The sequence below is a fragment of the Mucilaginibacter ginsenosidivorax genome, from assembly GCF_007971525.1.
In the GTDB taxonomy this organism is placed as follows: Bacteria; Bacteroidota; Bacteroidia; order Sphingobacteriales; family Sphingobacteriaceae; genus Mucilaginibacter; species Mucilaginibacter ginsenosidivorax.
In genome coordinates this window covers 7208985-7227343 of sequence record NZ_CP042437.1, presented here as the reverse complement: position 1 = coordinate 7227343, position 18359 = coordinate 7208985, and the positions used below count along the sequence as shown (strand labels likewise).

The following is an 18359-nucleotide window of genomic DNA, read 5'->3' as shown; positions in this document are numbered from 1 at the left end:
ATTATGATTTCATGACGCTAAATTACGATTCAAAATCGTATTATTTACAGTTATACAGGCACTTAAATATTGTTTATTTTATAATAACTACTAACAACCGTATGCCGGGTGTGCAAAACAAGTAAACGTTTTACCCTGCGTTTACCATTCAGCTTCATGCTTTCGGCTTATTTAGGTACTTTTGCAAAATATTATGGCACACCAAATTCCAGATGATGGCACGCTGCTTCCTTTAATGGAAGAGTTTTATACAATACAGGGCGAAGGATACAACACCGGCAAAGCCGCTTATTTTATCCGCCTTGGCGGCTGCGATGTTGGCTGCCATTGGTGCGATGTAAAGGAAAGCTGGGATGCTGAACTACATCCGCTTACAGCTGCCGATCAGATTGTTGCCAACGCATCCGTACATCCTTCAAAGGCAGTTGTGGTAACCGGCGGAGAACCGTTGATTTATAACCTTGATTATTTAACCACCCAGCTGCATGAGCGGGGAATAAAAACCTTTATTGAAACTTCTGGTGCCTACCCCCTATCCGGCGATTGGGACTGGATTTGCCTGTCGCCCAAAAAATTCAAAGCGCCAACACCGCAGGTTGCCGAACATGCTCATGAGTTAAAGGTAATTGTTTTTAACAAATCGGATTTTGAATGGGCCGAGTACCACGCAAAAATGGTATCGCCTGATTGTAAACTGTATTTACAGCCCGAATGGTCAAAATCAAAAGAAATGACGCCGCTTATTGTTGACTATGTGATGAACAATCCGCAATGGGAAATTTCGTTGCAAACGCATAAATACCTGAATATTCCGTAATATTTGTAACTTACAATATAAATTATCGTATTGTAATAGATGAGAATTATAACTGTCTTCGCGTTGTTTTTGTTCATTTCTGCTACTGCATGGTCTCAGCAAAGACAATACTCTACCAAAAATAGTGAGGCAATAAAATATTTTGCCCAGGCTGGTCAAAACCTGGATGAGCATTATTACGATGATGCTATCGAAAACCTGCAAAAGGCTATTGCGGAAGATTCGAAGTTTGTGGAGGCCCATGCTCAGCTTGCCGATGTATTAAAGATGCGGCACCTTTATAAGCAGGCAATTGAGGAATATCTTAAAGTTATACAGTTAAATCCTGAATTTAACCGCTCCATTTACCTGCGAATTGGTGAAACAGAAATTTTTGAAGCTAAATACCCACAGGCGCAACAGCACCTGGAAAAATACCTTACCTATCCTGATTTAACGCCTCAAAATAATGCATTGGCTCAAAAACTTATAGCCGATACAAAATTCAGCATACAGGCTTTACAACATCCCGTGCCATTTAAGCCAATTAATATGGGCGCTAATATCAACACTGCTGATGATGAGTACCTCCCGGTGGCTACAGCCGATGAAAGCATGCTTATTTTTACCCGTAAAATAAATAAAAACGAAGACTTTTATAAAAGCCTTAAAGTAAACGGCAAATGGGATACGGCTACGTACCTGAGCAACCGCATTAACACCGATCAATACAATGAGGGGGCGCAATCCATATCGCAGGATGGTAAATACCTTTTTTTTACCGGCTGTAATCGCCCCGACGGCCGTGGCCGTTGTGATATTTATATTGCACAAAAAAGGGGAGATGATTGGGGCAAACCCTTCGACCTGAGTCCGCCCATAAATACACCAGGATGGGAATCACAACCATCTATCAGTGCCGACGGGCGTACACTTTATTTTGTAAGCAATAAAAAAGGTGGGTATGGCGGGTACGATATATGGAAATCGTCGCTAACAGATAAAGGCTGGGGCGAACCGGAAAATATGGGGCCCAATATCAATACCTCCTATGACGAGCAATCACCGTTTATTCATGCTGATGACAGTACCTTTTATTTTTGCTCGAACGGCTGGCCGGGCTTAGGCAACAAAGATTTGTTTGTAAGCAGGCTTGGCAAAGATGGCAAGTGGCAAAAGCCTCAAAACCTGGGCTACCCTATTAATACCAACGGCGATGAAAACGGACTTACGCTTACCGCTTACGGTAACTACGCCTTTTTTGCCTCAGATAACCTTAATGGCTTTGGGGGATATGATATTTATACTTTTGAACTCCCTGCAAGCTTAAGGCCTCATATTGTAACTTATGTAAAAGGCAACGTAAATGATATAAAAACCCATGAACCGCTGGAAGCCGCCGTTGAGATCATCGATCTGCAAAACAATACCCCTGTTTACCAGGATTACAGCAGTGCCAATGAAGGCGACTTTTTGGCTACCATAACATCGGGCAAAAATTACGGATTGAATATTTCAAAAAGCGGCTATTTGTTTTATTCGGATAATTTCTCGCTGGTTGGTTACAAAGAGCAAAAGCCTTTTCATATTAAAGCATTATTATCCCCCATCGAAATTGGCAATAAGGTAATTCTGAAAAATATTTTCTTTGATACAAACAAATTCGACCTACAGAGCGATTCAAAAGCAGAACTATTAAAGCTTGTTGAATTCTTAAACGTAAACCCAACTGTGCATATCGAAATATCGGGCCATACAGATAACGTTGGCGCGGTTCAGTTTAATCAAACACTATCAGAAAACCGGGCGAAATCGGTTTACCAATATCTTGTTACTAACGGTATACCAGCTGCCCGCCTTGTTTATAAAGGTTATGGCGAAACCCAGCCGATTGCGCCAAATACCACCGACGAAAATAAGGCCAAAAACAGGCGCACTGAGTTTATGATTATCGCGAAATAAAACGGTTGTTGTTAAATCATCTGTTGATTTTTATAACTTAGGCCAACCAACTATAGCCTCAAAATGAAAACCATTTTATTGTCCCTATTCGGTATAGCATTTTTTTGCTGTGCCTCTACATTTCAATTGCCTGATGGAGGCAAACCCTGGCAAAATAAAATGCAGAAGCTACCCGGCAGGCTGGAGTGCGAATTTTATAATACCGGTGGCGAAGGCGTAGCCTATCATGACAGCGACAGCACCAATAACGGCAGTGGCAGGCTTAACCCAGCCAACGGAACTTTTTTAAATGAGTTCAGGATGCAGGAGGGCGTTGATATCTCGTACACCAAAGCACACGACCATATTGACGATAATCCGTACAACAAAGTGCCGCGCGACATGAACAAATTTTATGTTGGCTGGACACAACCCGGCGAGTGGATCAACTACACCGTTAAGGTAAGCAAATCAGGAACTTATACTATCGGCGTTTTATATACATCAAATGGCGATGGGGCTATCTCTATAGATGTTGATGGTAAAGATGCTACCGCGCCTATGAAAATAGCATCAACCCACGATAATCAGGATACTACTGCGTGGCGGCAATGGCATCATTGGAACGCGTCAGACTCCATCGGCTCAATTACTTTAACAAAAGGCATACATGTGCTAAAACTTCACATTGTTGCTAATGGTAATATGAACCTGGATTATCTGAATTTTAAATAAGATTTACTATCTTCAATAATGCTTAAGTTATACAAAAAAGTAGACGACGGAATTTATTATTGGGAGACTTGGGATAAAAACAAAAAAACTGGAATCGTACACTGGGGACTTGTTGGCACACAGGGGCAAAACAAAGAAGTTAAATCCAAGTTTTTTTCAAGTCACACAAAACAAATACAACAGGAAATAAACAATATGGTTGCTATTGGATATCAGCAAATAGATATTGATGAACAATACACCTTGGTAATTGAGTTCAGAGTAAATGGTATGGGAACACCATACGATGTTGCCAAAAGAAACAGACTGCAACTAAAAATGGATGATACTTTAGGCTGGACGGGGCTTGGACACTGTGATGGTGGAAGTATTGGGAGCGGAACTATGGAAGTTTGTTGTTTTGTTGTAGATTTTGATATTGCGAAGGCAGTAATTATTAAGGAATTGGAAAATACAGAATTTTCTGATTACATGAGGATTTTTGACGAAAACGAATAAGCCGCTTATAAAATATAAAGGCCTTTGAGGGTGATTCAAAGGCCTTTTGCATTTCATAAAATTGTAACCTTAATTACCCATTTCCGAAAGAAACTTAATTCGCATGAGTTGTACCTCTTCGCGGGTATAATCGTCATTACCTAATTCGGCAAGGGCATCGTCTATCGAGTCAGCTTCGGCGGTGCGGAAATAATCGAACACCTCTTCCTGCTTATCTTCATCAATCACCTCATCAATGTAATAGTTAAGGTTAAGTTTGGTGCCCGAGTTAACTATGGTTTCAACTTCTTTCAATATCTCTTCGTAGGTAAGCCCTTTTGAGGCGGCAATATCATCCAGGTTTAAATGACGATCTATGTTTTGGATAATGAAAACCTTAAGGGCCGATTTGTTGGCGGCACTTTTAATTACCATATCAACAGGGCGATCAATATCATTATCGTCTACATATTTCTGAATCAGATCTGTAAATGGTTTACCAAACTTTAAAGCCTTACCAGCACCTACGCCCGAAATTTGTTTCAATTCCTCGGTATTCACCGGATAGTGTGTGCACATTTCCTCCAGTGATGGATCCTGGAAAATAACAAACGGAGGCAATCCTTTTTGTTTGGCAAGCTTTTTACGCAGGTCTTTCAGCATTTGCAGCAACTGGGTATCCAGTGCGCCACCACCTTGTTTAGGGCCATCTGCTTCATCATCGTCATCTGTCCCCTCTATTACATGGTTCATCACAAAACGGATGCTGTGCGGGTTCTCAATAAACGAATTACCAAGCTTGGTTAACCGGAGCAAACCATACTGGTCAATATCTTTAGATAAATAATTGCTTAACAACGCCTGGCGCAACAACGAATTCCACAGGTTTTTACCCTGCTCCTTGCCAGACCCATAGTAGTCAAGGGTATCGTGCTCGTAGTTTTTTATTTGCGCATTATCCTCACCCATCAATATGCTGATGATGTAATGATCATCAAACTTCTCGCCAATGTGTTTAATCAGGCTCAAGGCTTTATGCAAATGTTCTTCGCCATCAAAGTGCTCTTTGTGACCACAGCAATTATCGCACATGTTATTACAGCCGGCCTCGTTAAAGTTCTCGCCAAAATAATGTAATAACTGCTTGCGGCGGCAAACCGACGATTCGCAATAGTCAATAACTTCCTTCAATATCTGTGTGCCAATCTCGCGTTCGGCAACAGGCTTGTCCTTCATGAATTTTTGCAGCTTATCAATATCCTTTTCCGAATAAAAAGCAACGCAAACACCCTCGCCGCCATCACGGCCTGCCCTACCGGTTTCCTGGTAATAGCCCTCCATGCTCTTAGGCACATCATGGTGAATTACATACCTAACATCCGGTTTGTCAATACCCATCCCGAAGGCTATAGTAGCCACAATAACGTCAACATCTTCCATCAGGAATTTATCCTGTGTATCGGCTCGTACCTTTGGGTCTAACCCGGCGTGGTACGGCAGGGCTTTAACACCGTTCAGGTTCAGGGCTTCAGCAACCTCTTCAACCTTTTTACGGCTAAGGCAGTAAATAATGCCCGATTTACCCTGGTTTTGTTTTACAAATTTTACAATCTCTTTAATCACGTTACGCTTGGCACGTACCTCGTAAAAAAGGTTTGAACGGTTAAATGACGATTTGTAAATGGTAGCATTGTTCATTTGCAGGTTTTTTTGGATATCCTGCTGAACTTTTGGCGTTGCCGTAGCTGTTAAAGCAATAATTGGTATATTATCCCCAATATTACTGATCACCTGCCGTATCTTACGGTATTCGGGGCGAAAATCGTGTCCCCACTCCGAGATACAGTGCGCTTCATCAACGGCCACAAATGATACCTGGTTAAGGCGTAAAAAATCAATATTTTCCTGTTTGGTCAGTGACTCGGGCGCTACGTACAATAACTTGGTTTTGCCTGCCAATACATCCTCTTTAACCCGGCCAATATCTGCTTTGGTAAGCGATGAATTTAAAAAATGAGCTATACTATCAGAGCCTCCGAAAGCCCTTAACTGATCTACCTGATTTTTCATCAGGGCAATCAATGGCGAAATTACAATTGCAGTACCATCGCTCATTAGCGCCGGTAACTGATAACACATGGATTTACCACCACCTGTAGGCATAATAACAAAAGTATCATTACCCGCCAGGATATTAGTGATTATCGCTTCCTGCTCCCCCTTAAAGTTGTCGAATCCGAAAAAATTCTGAAGGTTATCAAATAGCGACTTCTTAGTTTCTATCATTATCTTAAATAATCTTAAAGTCCGATTTAAAAGTTTAAAGTAACAAAAATTTATGAATAAACGAGGGATTTACTTTTTAATTTTAATCAAATATGATTATTAAGTGAAAAACAATTTATTTACCTGATGCATTCAAATTCTTATCAAATTTAACCTGCAATCATTAAGTTTTATTTGAGGGATAAATAACAGATTATTATCCACTTTTATCGGCGTCAAACCAAATTAAAATTCCCATTTCAGCATCTGCGCAAAAAAGGCTTTCAAACGGTGAATGCAGGGTGTGCAAAGCCGTTTTTCGTACTACGTTTAAAGAGTAACCTTCTTTTTATAAAAAATCGAGAATATAAAATAGCAAAGCATAGCCGCCGATGTGAAGTACCACCCTATTCACGGCCGGTTATAATTACCGGCAGGCGTGGCAAACCTTAAACAGATTTTATTTGATGGTATGTTTGGTGACTGGTTAACGTTTTTAGCTGATAGTTAGGCCTAACTTACTTACTCAGCCCACGCTGCCTTATCGCCTCATACAAAATTACCCCGGTTGATACCGATACGTTAAGCGATTCGATCTCGCCAAACATCGGGATTTTAGCCAGGTGGTCGGCTATGCGAATAATCTCGTTGCGGATGCCGTCTTCTTCCGATCCCATGATGATGGCTGTTGGGGCTGTATAGTCGGGCATGTAAATATCTTCTTTGGTTTTTTCGGTGCAACAAACCAGCTGCAAGCCCGATTCCTGCAAAAACCTAACGGTTTGCATAAAGTTATCATGGCGGCAAACCGGTATCTTATACAAAGCGCCGGCCGAGGTTTTGATGGCATCGGGGTTAATTTGTGCCGATCCTTTCGCCGGGATAACTATAGCATGCACGCCGGCACATTCGGCAGTACGCGCAATAGCGCCCATGTTACGTACGTCGGTAATAGAATCCAGTACCAAAATCAGCGGCACCTCTCCTCTCTCGAAAACATCGGGAATGATATTTTCTATTTTTTGATAAACAATTGGCGAAATAAAAGCAACAGCCCCCTGGTGGTTCTTGGCGGTAAGCCTGTTCAGTTTTTCAATGGGTACTTGCTGCGCCGTAATATTATATTCGGTAAGCAGCGCTTTCAACTCGTGCGATAAGCCGCCGGCTGCACCCCGTTGTATGTATAATGCCTCAATTTCTTTGCCCGAAGTGATAGCTTCCATAATGGCCCTGATGCCAAAAACCATCTGGTTACTTTCGCGCTGAGGTCTTGAATTAAATGTCATTTTTACTGTTCTATATTTTCGCAAAAATAGCTATATTAATTGATTAAGCCGTTATTGAACCCAATAAGCATTTTGGTTCAACCATAATACTTAACAATCTTAAACTTTGTTAACATAGAGTTAAAACACTGTATATCAATAGCAAATAAAGTTTATCCACAGCTTGTTAACAATGCGATGTTAACTTAACAGCTTAAATTATTAAATTGAGAATGATTGCTTTAGAAGTTGGATACACTATGTTAGTTTAAAAGTACCCTGCCCGAAACTTTTTTTGTATATTTTTGTTGCCTTATGAGTTTTGAGAACGAGAATCAGTACAAGCCTAATACAAACGAACGCCGTAGCCGAATTACCAACCCAACTCCTTACACCGGAATGGGCAAGTTACCCCCGCAAGCTACAGACCTGGAGGAAGCCGTTTTAGGTGCGCTGATGCTGGAAAAAGATGCACTGTCATCAGTTATCGACGTACTAAAATCCGAAGTTTTTTATCGCGACAATCACCAGAAAATATTTTCGGCGATAAAAGAACTTTTCGAAAAATCCCAGCCGATAGATATCCTTACTGTTACCGCCCAGTTACGCAAACAAGGCGACCTGGAAATGATTGGAGGGGCATACTATATTACCGAATTAACAAGCCGTGTGGCATCTGCCGCCAATATCGAGTTCCACTCGCGTATTATTATACAGAAGTACATTCAGCGCGAGTTGATCCGCATCTCTACAGAAACAATCAACAGTGCCTATGAAGATACCAGCGATGTGCTTGACCTGTTGGATAAAGCCGAGAAGAATCTGTTTGAGATAGCCCAAAGCAACTTACGCCGTGATGCCCGTAAAATGGACGACCTGGTACAGGAGGCTTTGCGTGATATCGAATCGCTAAAAGATAAAAAAGATGGCTTGACCGGTGTGGCATCCGGATTTACCGGGCTCGACCGTATGACTTCGGGCTGGCAAAAATCCGACCTGGTGATTATAGCAGCCCGCCCCGCGATGGGTAAAACAGCCTTTGTGCTAAGCTGTGCCCGTAACGCCGCGGTTGATTTTGATAAACCAGTTGTAGTATTCTCGCTCGAGATGTCGTCAGTTCAGCTGGTAAATCGTTTGATTGCCGGTGAGGCCGAAATTGAGCAGGAAAAGATCCGTAAAGGAACATTAGAAGAGTGGGAATGGCAACAGATCCACTCTAAAATTGGCCGGTTAGAGAAAGCAACGTTCATTATTGATGATACACCGGCTTTAAATATATTTGAGTTCAGGGCCAAATGCCGTCGTTTAAAATCGCAACACGACATTCAGTTAATCATCATCGATTACCTGCAGCTGATGCATGGTAAATCATCAGACGGCAAAGGCGGTGGTAACCGTGAGCAGGAAATTGGTAGTATCTCTCGTGCCCTTAAATCAGTAGCCAAAGAATTAAACGTTCCGGTGATAGCGCTATCGCAGTTAAGCCGGGCCGTAGAAACCAGGCCGGGTAACGCTAAAAGGCCAATGCTATCAGATTTACGTGAGTCGGGCTCTATCGAACAGGATGCGGATATGGTATTGTTCCTTTATCGTCCCGAATATTATGGCTTAACCGAAGATGAGGATGGCAACCCAACGCAAGGCGTGGGCGAGGTTATTATAGCTAAACACCGTAACGGTGAAACCGGTACAGTAAGGCTCAAATTCGTGGGTAAATATGTAAAATTTGCCAACCTTGAAGAAGGCATGGACAGCTTCCCTCCTGCTGCCGGTAACGCATTTAGCGGCCTTGCACCATCGCAGGATTTTGAAAAGCAAAGCAATTTTATTATACGCCCTTCACGGATGGATGATATTGATGATGAGCCGCCGTTTTAGCCCCCAAGCCCCCTAAAGGGGGAGTCTTTTGATTCATAAAATTAAAGCCCGATTCTTATCGAATCGGGCTTTATATAAGGTCTAATAATTAATTTCACAAACGGTTTTTAGTTCAATATTGGGTTTTAGGAAATGAGAGAACATTTTCCAAAAAGCAGCCTTTCTTTCTTTAAGGGTCTTAAGATACCTGTTATGCGTTATTTTCTTTCTCATATACCACCACGCCCTTTCAACTGCATTGAGATCAGGGCTGTATGGTGGTAGGAAAAACAATTCTAATACCGGATGCCTTTCAATCCATGCGTTTATTTTCTTTGCATGGTGGTAGGCTACATTGTCTAATACCACAATTATCTTTGATACTCCTTTATAGGTTGCCAGTATTTTCTTCAGATGTTTCTTAAAGGTATGGCTATTGCCTTTATCTGCAAAACTTACCGTTATTTGGCCCGTATCATAATTATAACTTCCGAAAACAGTTTGCCTTTCCCTTTTTCGCTGCTTACACGGTATCTGAGGTTGTTCGCCTTTCTTTGACCACCCGTAGCTTACCGTAGCCGTGTTGGACAGCGAACACTCGTCTTCGTAAAGCAATACACTATCCGGGGGCAATTCAAGGAGTTTTTTTTAATGCCACTTTAAATGCTTCTTGTTTTTGTGTATCCGTTTCAGGGAATAAACCCCGCCCTTTCTGATAGGTAAAGCCTAATGATTTAATAATATTATAAATCTGGGCTTTCTTATAAACAAGGCCGTAATTCTTTGCTATCCATTCGATCAACAACGGCCCTGTCCATGTAGCGGTGTTATAACCATGGCCTGCGGGCGATTCCTTTGTCAACAAATCAGCTATCCTGTTCCGCTGTACCTCATTCAGTCTTGCTGTCCGGCCCCTGCCTGGCTTATCCCTTAAACCGTCTATGCCTTCTTTTTCAAACCGATGTACCCAATTAGTGATTTGTTTAAAACTGGTATTATATAATTCTTCCAGTTTTCTGCTTGGCTGTCCTATGGATACCTGGTAGACAGCATACAAACGTATCCCTATTGTGTAACGCTCATCGTCCCGGAACATTGCTTTTATCTCATCCGGCGCATAATTCTCTACCTTTAATACTGGCCTTGACATTTTGTATCTCCTTTCTTTTTATAAAGATACAATTATTATTGTGTAATTATTTAATGGACTTTATGTAATTTTTTTAACGATATTCTAATCCAACTATGGTTCCCCCTTCAGGGGGTTAGGGGGCTAATATCGTACGCTTAACACTGGTTGCAGCTTTCAGCTGCCCCACCGCAAAGGTTTAAACAATCAACCCTAAAATCACCCCCATAATGATTATCAGCGGAGCCTTAATCTTCGTAAATTTCAACAAAAGAAACGTACAGGCCATTAACAAATAAGCCACCCAGTTACCTCCAAATGGGCGTACCAACAGGATAAGGGCTGTTGCCATAAAACCTACTGCCACGGCGTTTATGCCGCTTAACGAATTTTTGATACGGGTTATTTTTTTAAGATCTTCCCAAAAGGGTACGATAAAGAGTATCAGAATTAGGCCCGGAGTGTTTACGCCTATTACCGCTACCAGGCTGCCAACTATTTGCCCGCCAACACCATATCCCTTATTACCTAAAGTTATTCCTCCCAAAAAGGAAGTAAACGAAAATGTGGGCCCTGGCAATGCCTGTTGTAAAGCGTAACCTGAAAGAAACTCCGAACTACTGAGATAGTGTTTCACTTCTACAAATTCGGTATAAAGCAAGGGTACCATAACCTGCCCGCCGCCAAATGTAAGAATGCCGTTACGGTAAAAATTTTCGAACAAACGAATGGGCAAACTGAAAGGGGATGTTTGGTTAATGACAGCGCCCAAAGCAGCAAAAAACAACAGGATGCCGATAAAATAAGCCACCTTGTTGGGGTTTACATTTGAATAAAGCTTTACCCTCAGTTCGTTCTCTTGTGGCTGTGTTTCCATCGCCGATGACAGGATGCCTCCTAACAAAATCAACAGCGGAAAAGCATAGGCATTTTGTAGTATCAGCGTGGCAATTAATGATCCAATAGCCAGCATGGTACTTACCTTGGTTTTTAAAAACTTATGGGCAAAACTGAAGGTTGCGTAGGCAACAATACCAACAGCTACAGGTTGCACATAACTTACCACATGATTAAACTTAGCCTGGTTGGCAAACATTTTATAGCTGATGGCGGCCATTCCCATTATGGCGGCCGATGGCAAAATCCAGATTAAAAAAGTTATTAGCGCCAATTGCAGGCCGCCAACTTTCCAGGCAATACCAACAAGGGTTTGGGTTGATGAAGGGCCGGGCAATACCTGCGACAATGCGTTCAGTTCCATCAATTCCTCCTCGGTGATATAACCGCGCTTCTGCACAAATTCGCGCAGTAAAACAGCGATATGCGCCTGCGGACCACCAAAAGCAGTAAAGGTGTACATTAAAACATCGCGAAGAAATAGTAAGCTTCTTTTGTTCATTGGTTCACTGGTTCATTCGTTCATTGGTATCGCTTTATTACTTATCCGTTGGTCTATAGCACAGTGATGGGACCGCGTTACTTCGTTGCTGTTGTATTAACCGCAAACTGAAAAATAATACATCCGGCGCAAAAGACCAATGAACCATTGAACCAATGAACTAATAATCGTCATCATCTTCCTCAATACCCATTGCCTGCCGGTAAACGGCCTGCAATTCCGAAAATGCGTGGTTATCGCGCTTGGCTTTGGTGATTTTCATGCCGTTTTCGTAGGTGGCAATAGCGTCATCCTTACGGTTCAGGGCCTCATAAAGTTTACCTAAGTGGTAATAAGTGCCGGTATAATTGGGGTGGTTATTTACCAGGTCTTCATAATATTCAAGCGACTTATCTACCTGATTAAGACGAAGATATTCGGTAGCGAGCGCGTATTTTAAAAACTCGTCGTTAGGTTCACTCTTAATAAATTCCAGTAGCTTATCTAATCTGCTCAACTCCATTTTAAACTCTATGTTTTTTAGTTAAATTTGCCAAAACCTATTGTTATGAAGATTTTGGTATGTATAAGTAATGTTCCCGATACCACCACAAAAATAACTTTTACTGATAACAACACCCAATTTAATACCAACGGTGTTCAATTTATATTAAATCCTTACGACGAGATAGCTCTTTCAAGGGCTATTGAATTAACCGACGGCGGCAAAGGCACAGTAACAGTTATCAATGTTGGCGAAGTAAGTACCGAGGCCACAATTCGCAAAGCGCTGGCCATTGGCGCCACCGATGCTGTACGGATTAACGCGAAGCCACATGATGCATGGTATGTAGCTTACCAGGTTGCGCAATATGCAAAAGTTAATTCTTTCGACCTGATCCTTACAGGTCGCGAATCTATTGATTACAACGGATCAAAAGTTGCCGGCATGCTGGGCGAGCTTCTGGATATTCCGTCGGTATCAATCATTAAAAAGCTGGATGCAGCAGATAATGAAGCTACAGTTGAACGGGAGATAGAAGGCGGCAAAGAAATTTTAACCATTCCGTTCCCTTTTGTTGCAGGCACAGCCGAAGGTGTTGCCGAGCCGAAGATCCCGAATATGCGTGGTATCATGTCGGCACGTACCAAACCTTTAGTAGTGGTGGAGCCTGTTGAAGTAAAAACTTTTTCGGAAATTATCAGTTATGAAACACCGGCCCCGCGCGGACAGGTTACTTTAGTTGCCGCAGATGACGTGGCCAAACTGGTTAATCTTTTACATGCCGAAGCTCGCGTTATCTAATTTAATTCAAATCGTTTTTTACGAAACTCATTATATATGTCAGTTTTAATATATGCGGAAAATGCCGGCGGCACATTCAAAAAATCAGTTTTTGAAGCTGTAAGCTATGCCAAGGCTATTGCCGATCAAAATAATACCGACCTGGTAGCCATCTCTATCGGCGACGTAGATGCAGCCGGATTAGCCTCGCTGGGCAAGTACGGTGCAAAAAAAGTACTTAATGTATCGGGCGATAAGCTAAAAAACTTCATAAACCAGGCCTACGCATCTATCATAGCCGAAGCTGCAAAAAAAGAGGGCGCTGATGTTGTAGTACTTTCAAACACCTTTTCGGGCCGTGGTTTGGCGCCGCGTTTGGGCGTTAAGCTGGAAGCAGGCGTCGCCGATGGCGCTGTGGCCCTTCCGGAGCAAAATGATGGTAAATTCAGGGTAAAAAAAACAGCCTTTTCGGGCAAGGCCTTCGCGGTAGTTGAGTTAACTTCGGCAAATAAGGTCATTGCTCTTATTCCAAACTCTTATAAAGTTGTAGAAACCGGCGGCATCGCGCAGGTAGAAGATTTTGCGGCAGCAACCAAACAATCGGATTTTAAGGCGATAATTAAAGAGATAGTTCGTGCTGCCGATAAAGTTTCGTTGCCTGATGCCGAAATAGTTGTATCTGCCGGACGTGGATTAAAAGGCCCCGAAAACTGGGGTATGATAGAAGAACTGGCCAATTTACTTGGCGCTGCTACAGCCTGCTCAAAACCGGTATCTGACGCAGGGTGGCGGCCACATAGCGAACATGTTGGACAAACCGGTATAGCTGTCAGTCCAAATTTGTATATTGCGATAGGAATTTCAGGCGCTATTCAGCACCTGGCTGGTATCAGTTCTTCAAAGGTAATAGTGGTTATCAATAAAGATCCGGAAGCGCCGTTTTTTAAAGTGGCAGATTACGGCATAGTTGGCGATGCCTTTGAAGTGGTGCCCCAATTAATAGCGACAGTAAAAGAATATAAAGCTTCAGCATAAATATAAGGTGCGATGGGTAATAACATGAAAAAAATTAAGCTGGATATTGTAGGCTTGTCATACAGCCAAACACAATCCGGCGCTTATGCTTTAGTTTTGGGCGAAGTTAGCGGCAGGCGCAGGCTGCCTATTATCATAGGTAGTTTTGAGGCACAGGCTATTGCGATTGAAATAGAAAAAATGACGCCAAGCCGCCCGCTTACGCATGATCTTTTTAAAAGTTTTGCGGAGGCCTACCAGATAGAGGTGCAGGAGATTATCATATACAACCTGGTTGATGGTATTTTTTATTCCAAGTTAATTTGCAGCGATGGTAAACGCTCGGTTGAAATTGATGCCCGTACATCTGATGCTATAGCTATAGCGGTCAGGTTTGATTGCCCAATTTTCACCTACGAATTTATACTGTCGACAGCCGGAATTGTAATTGAAGGCAACGACTTTGTTTACCTTGAAAATATCAACGAGACACAGGAAGAAAAAACGGTTAATACCTCAACAGTAGGCAGTGGCTTTGCTTCGTTAAGTGTTGACGAGCTGAAAACAAAATTGCAGGAGGCCCTTGCCGAAGAATCATACGAAAAGGCCGCTAAAATACGCGATGAGTTGAATAAACGTAAAGCCTCCTGATTTCGGATTTGAGAATTTCGATTTCGGATTTAGTAAATAAACCTATCCCGAAATTCTCAAATTATATTATCCATACCTATCAAATAAAGCCCTCTTTTGTAAACTTGGTAACAAAGCATAACATTTAGGATCATTTTGCTAAATTCTACCTCCCTTAGCTTTTTGATTTGCGTTTATTTCGTTACTTTCCCGTTTTTAATTTAACACTGATTATCATTATTAAAACCCGTACCATATGAATATTAAGTTCCGCTTAATACTAATGAATTTTATGCAATTTTTTGTGTGGGGGGCTTGGTTGCTTACTATCGGCGCATATTGGTTTCAAAACAAACACTGGTCGGGAGCACAATTCGGTGCTATTTTTTCGACGATGGGCATTTCATCTATCTTTATGCCTGCTATTACCGGCATTATATCAGACAGGTTTATTAATGCAGAGAAGCTATACGGCATAATGCATATCCTTGGGGCACTAACCCTATTCAGCTTGCCGCTTGTTACTAACCCTTCAACTTTTTTTTGGGTGATTTTGCTGAACATGATGTTTTACATGCCCACGTTATCACTGTCCATTACTGTATCATATTCTGCATTAAAAAGTAATAATATCGATGTTGTCAAAGATTTCCCCCCTATCAGGATTTGGGGTACCATTGGTTTTATTGCAGCATTGTGGACAGTTAGTTTAACGCACAGCGAAATTTCGGCCAATCAATTTTATATAGCCGGTGCAGTGGCGTTAATATTAGGTTTGTATTCATTTACGTTGCCCAAATGCCCGCCACTGTCGGCTAAAACCGAGAAAAAATCATTTGCAAGTTCGTTGGGGTTAAATGCGTTTGCGTTGTTTAAAGATCCTAAGTTTGTCATCTTCTTCGCCTTCTCCATGTTGTTGGGCGCAGCATTGCAGCTTACCAACGCTTATGGCGATACCTTTATTCATGATTTCGCCAAAGTCCCTGTTTACAAAGATTCGATAGCGGTTAAGTATCCGGCCATTATTATGTCGATATCGCAAATCTCCGAAACATTGTTTATCCTGGCTATCCCCTTCTTCCTGCGTAAGTTCGGCATTAAATATGTAATGCTTTTTAGTATGCTGGCCTGGGTGTTACGGTTTGGTTTATTTGCCTTTGGCGATCCTGCCGGAGGCCTATGGATGATCGTTTTATCATGTATAGTATACGGTATGGCCTTTGATTTCTTTAATATATCGGGATCATTATTTGTAGAAACCCAGGCAGCACCAGAAATACGCGGAAGCGCGCAGGGTTTATTTATGATGATGGTAAATGGTTTTGGCGCCTTTTTTGGCAGCCGTATAAGCGGCATTGTGATAGACAAATTTTTCACACATGCCGATCAAAGTAAAGACTGGCATGGCATCTGGCTTAGCTTTGCCGGTTATGCCCTGGTTATTGCTATTATATTTCCCTTTGCATTTAGATACAGGCATAATGCTGCATTGAAGCACGCCATTAAACACGCTTAAGAAAATATTGCATTTTTTTGATTACTGAACAAACTGTAGCCCGTTTACAAATGAAAAAGCACTACCGCGAGGAAAACGACTGCCTAAACTGCGGGGCAATTTTGCAGGGTAAATTTTGCTCAAACTGCGGGCAGGAGAACCTTCAGGTAAAGGAAAGCTTTGGCCATATGATGAATCATGCCGTCAGCGATTATTTCCATTTCGACCATCAGTTTTTTCATACGTTACAGCCGCTGCTTTTTAAGCCAGGGAAGCTTACAACCGAGTATCTGGCCGGTCGCAGGACGCAATATCTGCATCCTGTTAAAATGTATATATTTATTAGCCTGGTGTATTTTGTACTGTTGTTTAAAAGCAATACGGCAGATATCGTGACCCTAAGCAATGATAAGGCAAAATCAGAGCAAGCGGCGGATAACATGAAGATATCCGTTAAAAATGGGATTGATAACAGTATTTTCCTCAGCGCAGATCAAAAGAAGGCGATAAAAAAAAATGTCGATTTTAAGGCCGATAGCATTAAGCGGGACATTAAAGCCGCTAATAAAAAGGATTCCATTAAAACTTATGAACAATACCTTGCTACCCAGCGACAATTACCGGCAGATAAAAGGGACGGTGTGATAAGCAGGTATTTAGAGAAGAAACAATTTGAGTGGGCAAAAGAGGGCAAATCTGCAAATGAAGAGATTAATGAGGGCATTAAGCATAATGTGCCTAAGATGATGTTTTTACTACTGCCACTATTTGCGTTGATACTTAAGATCGCGTTCTCCAAAAACAAAAAGTTTTATGTGGAGTACCTCATCTATTCGTTCCATCTCCACTGCTTCGTATTCTTGTTCCTGGCATTTCTTATGTTGATACAGTTGCTTATCCCGCATAAGCTTATCGATCTTATTGTTATAATGGATGTAGCAGCCCTGTTTTTTATCCTCTGGTATATGTACCGCTCCCTACGTGTTGTTTACGGTAGAAGCAGGTTAAGGACAATTACAAAGATGATTGGGGTGTCGGTGAGCTACTTCCTGGTATTTGCCATTTGTCTAACCATCCTGGCTACCATTACCGCGGTTACAACATTATAATCAGGATCAGAATTTACAGGATTTATCAGAATCAATTCTGAATATTCTTAAATTCTGTAAATTCTGATTCAAACGATTTTTTACTTCTTCCCTATTGCATACTGAATACCACCCAACAAATGCTTCAGGTATAACGGATCAGCGTATGACTCGTCGGTATGTCCCAACTCGGTGTAAAAGGCACGGCCGCCATCAAAGCTGTGGTACCAGGCCATAGGGTGGTTATCACCGTTTTCGCCGCCTGTATAGCTTTTCTCATCTATTTTTATCAGTACATGCAGGTCGTCGGCTATCCATTTGTAGTTATACCATTCGTCCCAGCGTTTCCAATCTTCGGGCAAGTGCTTGGTGGCGATAAAATCACGGTCGACCACATGTAAAACAGCTTCCTGTTGTTTAGGGTGACTTTTAAAATAAGCCCCAACCAGCTTGCCGTACCAGGCCCAGTCATATTCGGTATCAGTAGCAGCATGCACGCCAACAAAGCCGCCACCGGCTTTAATATATTGTTCAAAAGCTGTTTGCTGCGCATCGTTCAATACATCACCCGTAGTACTTAAAAATATTACAGCAGCATATTGCTTTAAATTGGCTGTGGTAAACTTTTCGGCGTTGGTGGTGCTATCCACAGCAAAACCATTTTCGGCCCCCAGCTTCATAATTGCCGGTACACCTACCGCTATTGAATTGTGATGAAACCCGGCTGTTTTACAAAATACAAGCACTTTGGTTTTGGCGGCTGCATCAATGATAGCCAAGCCCGTTAGCAGGCAAATGATAATTAATTTTTTCATAATTTATGTCTCAAAAAGGTTAGTTTGGGAATTTAATTCCGTAATGCAATTTAGTATTAATGTTTCACGTCGCAAGGTTTAGTTTTGAAAACCGGAAATCATCGGCTGCAGCTTTATCGGGCAAAATGCATATAATCTGGGTTAACATAACTTAACACATTTCAGGTTTTTTATTTATAAATTATTAAT

Annotated in this window: 17 protein-coding genes; 10 read left to right on the top strand and 7 right to left on the bottom strand. The window is 41.8% G+C overall.

Features of this window, described 5'->3' with window-relative positions:
• Nucleotides 1-193: 193 nt before the first annotated feature.
• From FSB76_RS29685 to FSB76_RS29670, 4 genes are all read left to right on the top strand, one after another.
• Nucleotides 194-817, top strand: a complete 624-nt coding sequence (locus tag FSB76_RS29685; protein ID WP_147059991.1) for a 7-carboxy-7-deazaguanine synthase QueE — start codon at nucleotides 194-196, stop codon at nucleotides 815-817.
• Nucleotides 818-856: 39 nt separating this feature from the next.
• Nucleotides 857-2758 (top strand): OmpA family protein, encoded by a 1902-nt coding sequence (locus FSB76_RS29680; protein ID WP_147059989.1) that lies wholly within the window; start codon nucleotides 857-859, stop codon nucleotides 2756-2758.
• A gap of 63 nt (nucleotides 2759-2821) precedes the next feature.
• Nucleotides 2822-3472 carry a carbohydrate-binding protein gene (locus FSB76_RS29675; protein ID WP_225976347.1) on the top strand — a complete coding sequence of 217 codons (651 nt, stop codon included), beginning with the start codon at nucleotides 2822-2824 and terminating at the stop codon, nucleotides 3470-3472.
• An 18-nt stretch (nucleotides 3473-3490) separates the two neighbouring features.
• Nucleotides 3491-3970: a hypothetical protein gene (locus FSB76_RS29670; protein ID WP_147059987.1), complete on the top strand. Its 480-nt coding sequence runs from the start codon at nucleotides 3491-3493 to the stop codon at nucleotides 3968-3970.
• 69 nt (nucleotides 3971-4039) lie between these two features.
• Here the strand turns inward: FSB76_RS29670 and recQ are convergent, their stop codons facing one another.
• Complete coding sequence (recQ, locus tag FSB76_RS29665; protein WP_147061114.1) at nucleotides 4040-6232, bottom strand: DNA helicase RecQ; 2193 nt, start codon at nucleotides 6230-6232, stop codon at nucleotides 4040-4042.
• A 500-nt stretch (nucleotides 6233-6732) separates the two neighbouring features.
• Complete coding sequence (gene rlmB, locus FSB76_RS29660; RefSeq protein WP_147059985.1) at nucleotides 6733-7500, bottom strand: 23S rRNA (guanosine(2251)-2'-O)-methyltransferase RlmB; 768 nt, start codon at nucleotides 7498-7500, stop codon at nucleotides 6733-6735.
• A 294-nt stretch (nucleotides 7501-7794) separates the two neighbouring features.
• Here rlmB and dnaB point away from each other — a divergent pair, with 294 nt between their 5' ends.
• Nucleotides 7795-9357, top strand: coding sequence for a replicative DNA helicase (gene dnaB, locus FSB76_RS29655; RefSeq protein ID WP_147059983.1), 1563 nt, complete (start codon nucleotides 7795-7797; stop codon nucleotides 9355-9357).
• 81 nt (nucleotides 9358-9438) lie between these two features.
• Here the strand turns inward: dnaB and FSB76_RS29650 are convergent, their stop codons facing one another.
• From FSB76_RS29650 to FSB76_RS29635, 4 genes are all read right to left on the bottom strand, one after another.
• Nucleotides 9439-9969 carry an IS630 family transposase gene (locus FSB76_RS29650; protein ID WP_225976314.1) on the bottom strand — a complete coding sequence of 177 codons (531 nt, stop codon included), beginning with the start codon at nucleotides 9967-9969 and terminating at the stop codon, nucleotides 9439-9441.
• Nucleotide 9970: 1 nt separating this feature from the next.
• On the bottom strand, nucleotides 9971-10486 hold the full coding sequence (locus FSB76_RS29645) for a helix-turn-helix domain-containing protein (RefSeq protein WP_147053445.1): 516 nt from the start codon (nucleotides 10484-10486) through the stop codon (nucleotides 9971-9973).
• Between the two features lie 178 nt (nucleotides 10487-10664).
• Nucleotides 10665-11864 (bottom strand): chromate efflux transporter, encoded by a 1200-nt coding sequence (gene chrA / locus FSB76_RS29640; protein WP_147059981.1) that lies wholly within the window; start codon nucleotides 11862-11864, stop codon nucleotides 10665-10667.
• Between the two features lie 160 nt (nucleotides 11865-12024).
• A complete protein-coding gene (locus FSB76_RS29635; protein ID WP_147059979.1) occupies nucleotides 12025-12366 on the bottom strand; it encodes a tetratricopeptide repeat protein in 342 nt (113 codons plus the stop codon).
• 45 nt (nucleotides 12367-12411) lie between these two features.
• Between FSB76_RS29635 and FSB76_RS29630 the strand changes: the two genes are divergently transcribed.
• The 5 genes from FSB76_RS29630 (at nucleotide 12412) to FSB76_RS29610 (ending at nucleotide 17376) form a co-directional block, all read left to right on the top strand.
• On the top strand, nucleotides 12412-13149 hold the full coding sequence (locus tag FSB76_RS29630) for an electron transfer flavoprotein subunit beta/FixA family protein (protein ID WP_147059977.1): 738 nt from the start codon (nucleotides 12412-12414) through the stop codon (nucleotides 13147-13149).
• 36 nt (nucleotides 13150-13185) lie between these two features.
• Nucleotides 13186-14163, top strand: coding sequence for an electron transfer flavoprotein subunit alpha/FixB family protein (locus tag FSB76_RS29625; RefSeq protein ID WP_147059975.1), 978 nt, complete (start codon nucleotides 13186-13188; stop codon nucleotides 14161-14163).
• A gap of 24 nt (nucleotides 14164-14187) precedes the next feature.
• Complete coding sequence (locus FSB76_RS29620; protein WP_147059973.1) at nucleotides 14188-14793, top strand: bifunctional nuclease family protein; 606 nt, start codon at nucleotides 14188-14190, stop codon at nucleotides 14791-14793.
• Between the two features lie 235 nt (nucleotides 14794-15028).
• Nucleotides 15029-16288, top strand: a complete 1260-nt coding sequence (locus tag FSB76_RS29615) for a nucleoside permease (protein ID WP_147059971.1) — start codon at nucleotides 15029-15031, stop codon at nucleotides 16286-16288.
• 50 nt (nucleotides 16289-16338) lie between these two features.
• On the top strand, nucleotides 16339-17376 hold the full coding sequence (locus FSB76_RS29610) for a DUF3667 domain-containing protein (RefSeq protein WP_147059969.1): 1038 nt from the start codon (nucleotides 16339-16341) through the stop codon (nucleotides 17374-17376).
• Nucleotides 17377-17456: 80 nt separating this feature from the next.
• Here the strand turns inward: FSB76_RS29610 and FSB76_RS29605 are convergent, their stop codons facing one another.
• Complete coding sequence (locus FSB76_RS29605; protein ID WP_147059967.1) at nucleotides 17457-18170, bottom strand: ThuA domain-containing protein; 714 nt, start codon at nucleotides 18168-18170, stop codon at nucleotides 17457-17459.
• Nucleotides 18171-18359: the final 189 nt, after the last annotated feature.

Bases quoted from the DNA above. Each gene is read 5' to 3' on its own strand.
- FSB76_RS29685 (WP_147059991.1), top strand. From the start codon at position 194: ATGGCACACCAAATTCCAGATGATGGCACGCTGCTTCCTTTAATGGAA.
- FSB76_RS29680 (WP_147059989.1), top strand. From the start codon at position 857: ATGAGAATTATAACTGTCTTCGCGTTGTTTTTGTTCATTTCTGCTACT.
- FSB76_RS29675 (WP_225976347.1), top strand. From the start codon at position 2,822: ATGAAAACCATTTTATTGTCCCTATTCGGTATAGCATTTTTTTGCTGT.
- FSB76_RS29670 (WP_147059987.1), top strand. From the start codon at position 3,491: ATGCTTAAGTTATACAAAAAAGTAGACGACGGAATTTATTATTGGGAG.
- rlmB (WP_147059985.1), bottom strand. From the start codon at position 7,500: ATGACATTTAATTCAAGACCTCAGCGCGAAAGTAACCAGATGGTTTTT.
- dnaB (WP_147059983.1), top strand. From the start codon at position 7,795: ATGAGTTTTGAGAACGAGAATCAGTACAAGCCTAATACAAACGAACGC.
- FSB76_RS29645 (WP_147053445.1), bottom strand. From the start codon at position 10,486: ATGTCAAGGCCAGTATTAAAGGTAGAGAATTATGCGCCGGATGAGATA.
- chrA (WP_147059981.1), bottom strand. From the start codon at position 11,864: ATGAACAAAAGAAGCTTACTATTTCTTCGCGATGTTTTAATGTACACC.
- FSB76_RS29635 (WP_147059979.1), bottom strand. From the start codon at position 12,366: ATGGAGTTGAGCAGATTAGATAAGCTACTGGAATTTATTAAGAGTGAA.
- FSB76_RS29630 (WP_147059977.1), top strand. From the start codon at position 12,412: ATGAAGATTTTGGTATGTATAAGTAATGTTCCCGATACCACCACAAAA.
- FSB76_RS29625 (WP_147059975.1), top strand. From the start codon at position 13,186: ATGTCAGTTTTAATATATGCGGAAAATGCCGGCGGCACATTCAAAAAA.
- FSB76_RS29620 (WP_147059973.1), top strand. From the start codon at position 14,188: ATGAAAAAAATTAAGCTGGATATTGTAGGCTTGTCATACAGCCAAACA.
- FSB76_RS29615 (WP_147059971.1), top strand. From the start codon at position 15,029: ATGAATATTAAGTTCCGCTTAATACTAATGAATTTTATGCAATTTTTT.
- FSB76_RS29610 (WP_147059969.1), top strand. From the start codon at position 16,339: ATGAAAAAGCACTACCGCGAGGAAAACGACTGCCTAAACTGCGGGGCA.
- FSB76_RS29605 (WP_147059967.1), bottom strand. From the start codon at position 18,170: ATGAAAAAATTAATTATCATTTGCCTGCTAACGGGCTTGGCTATCATT.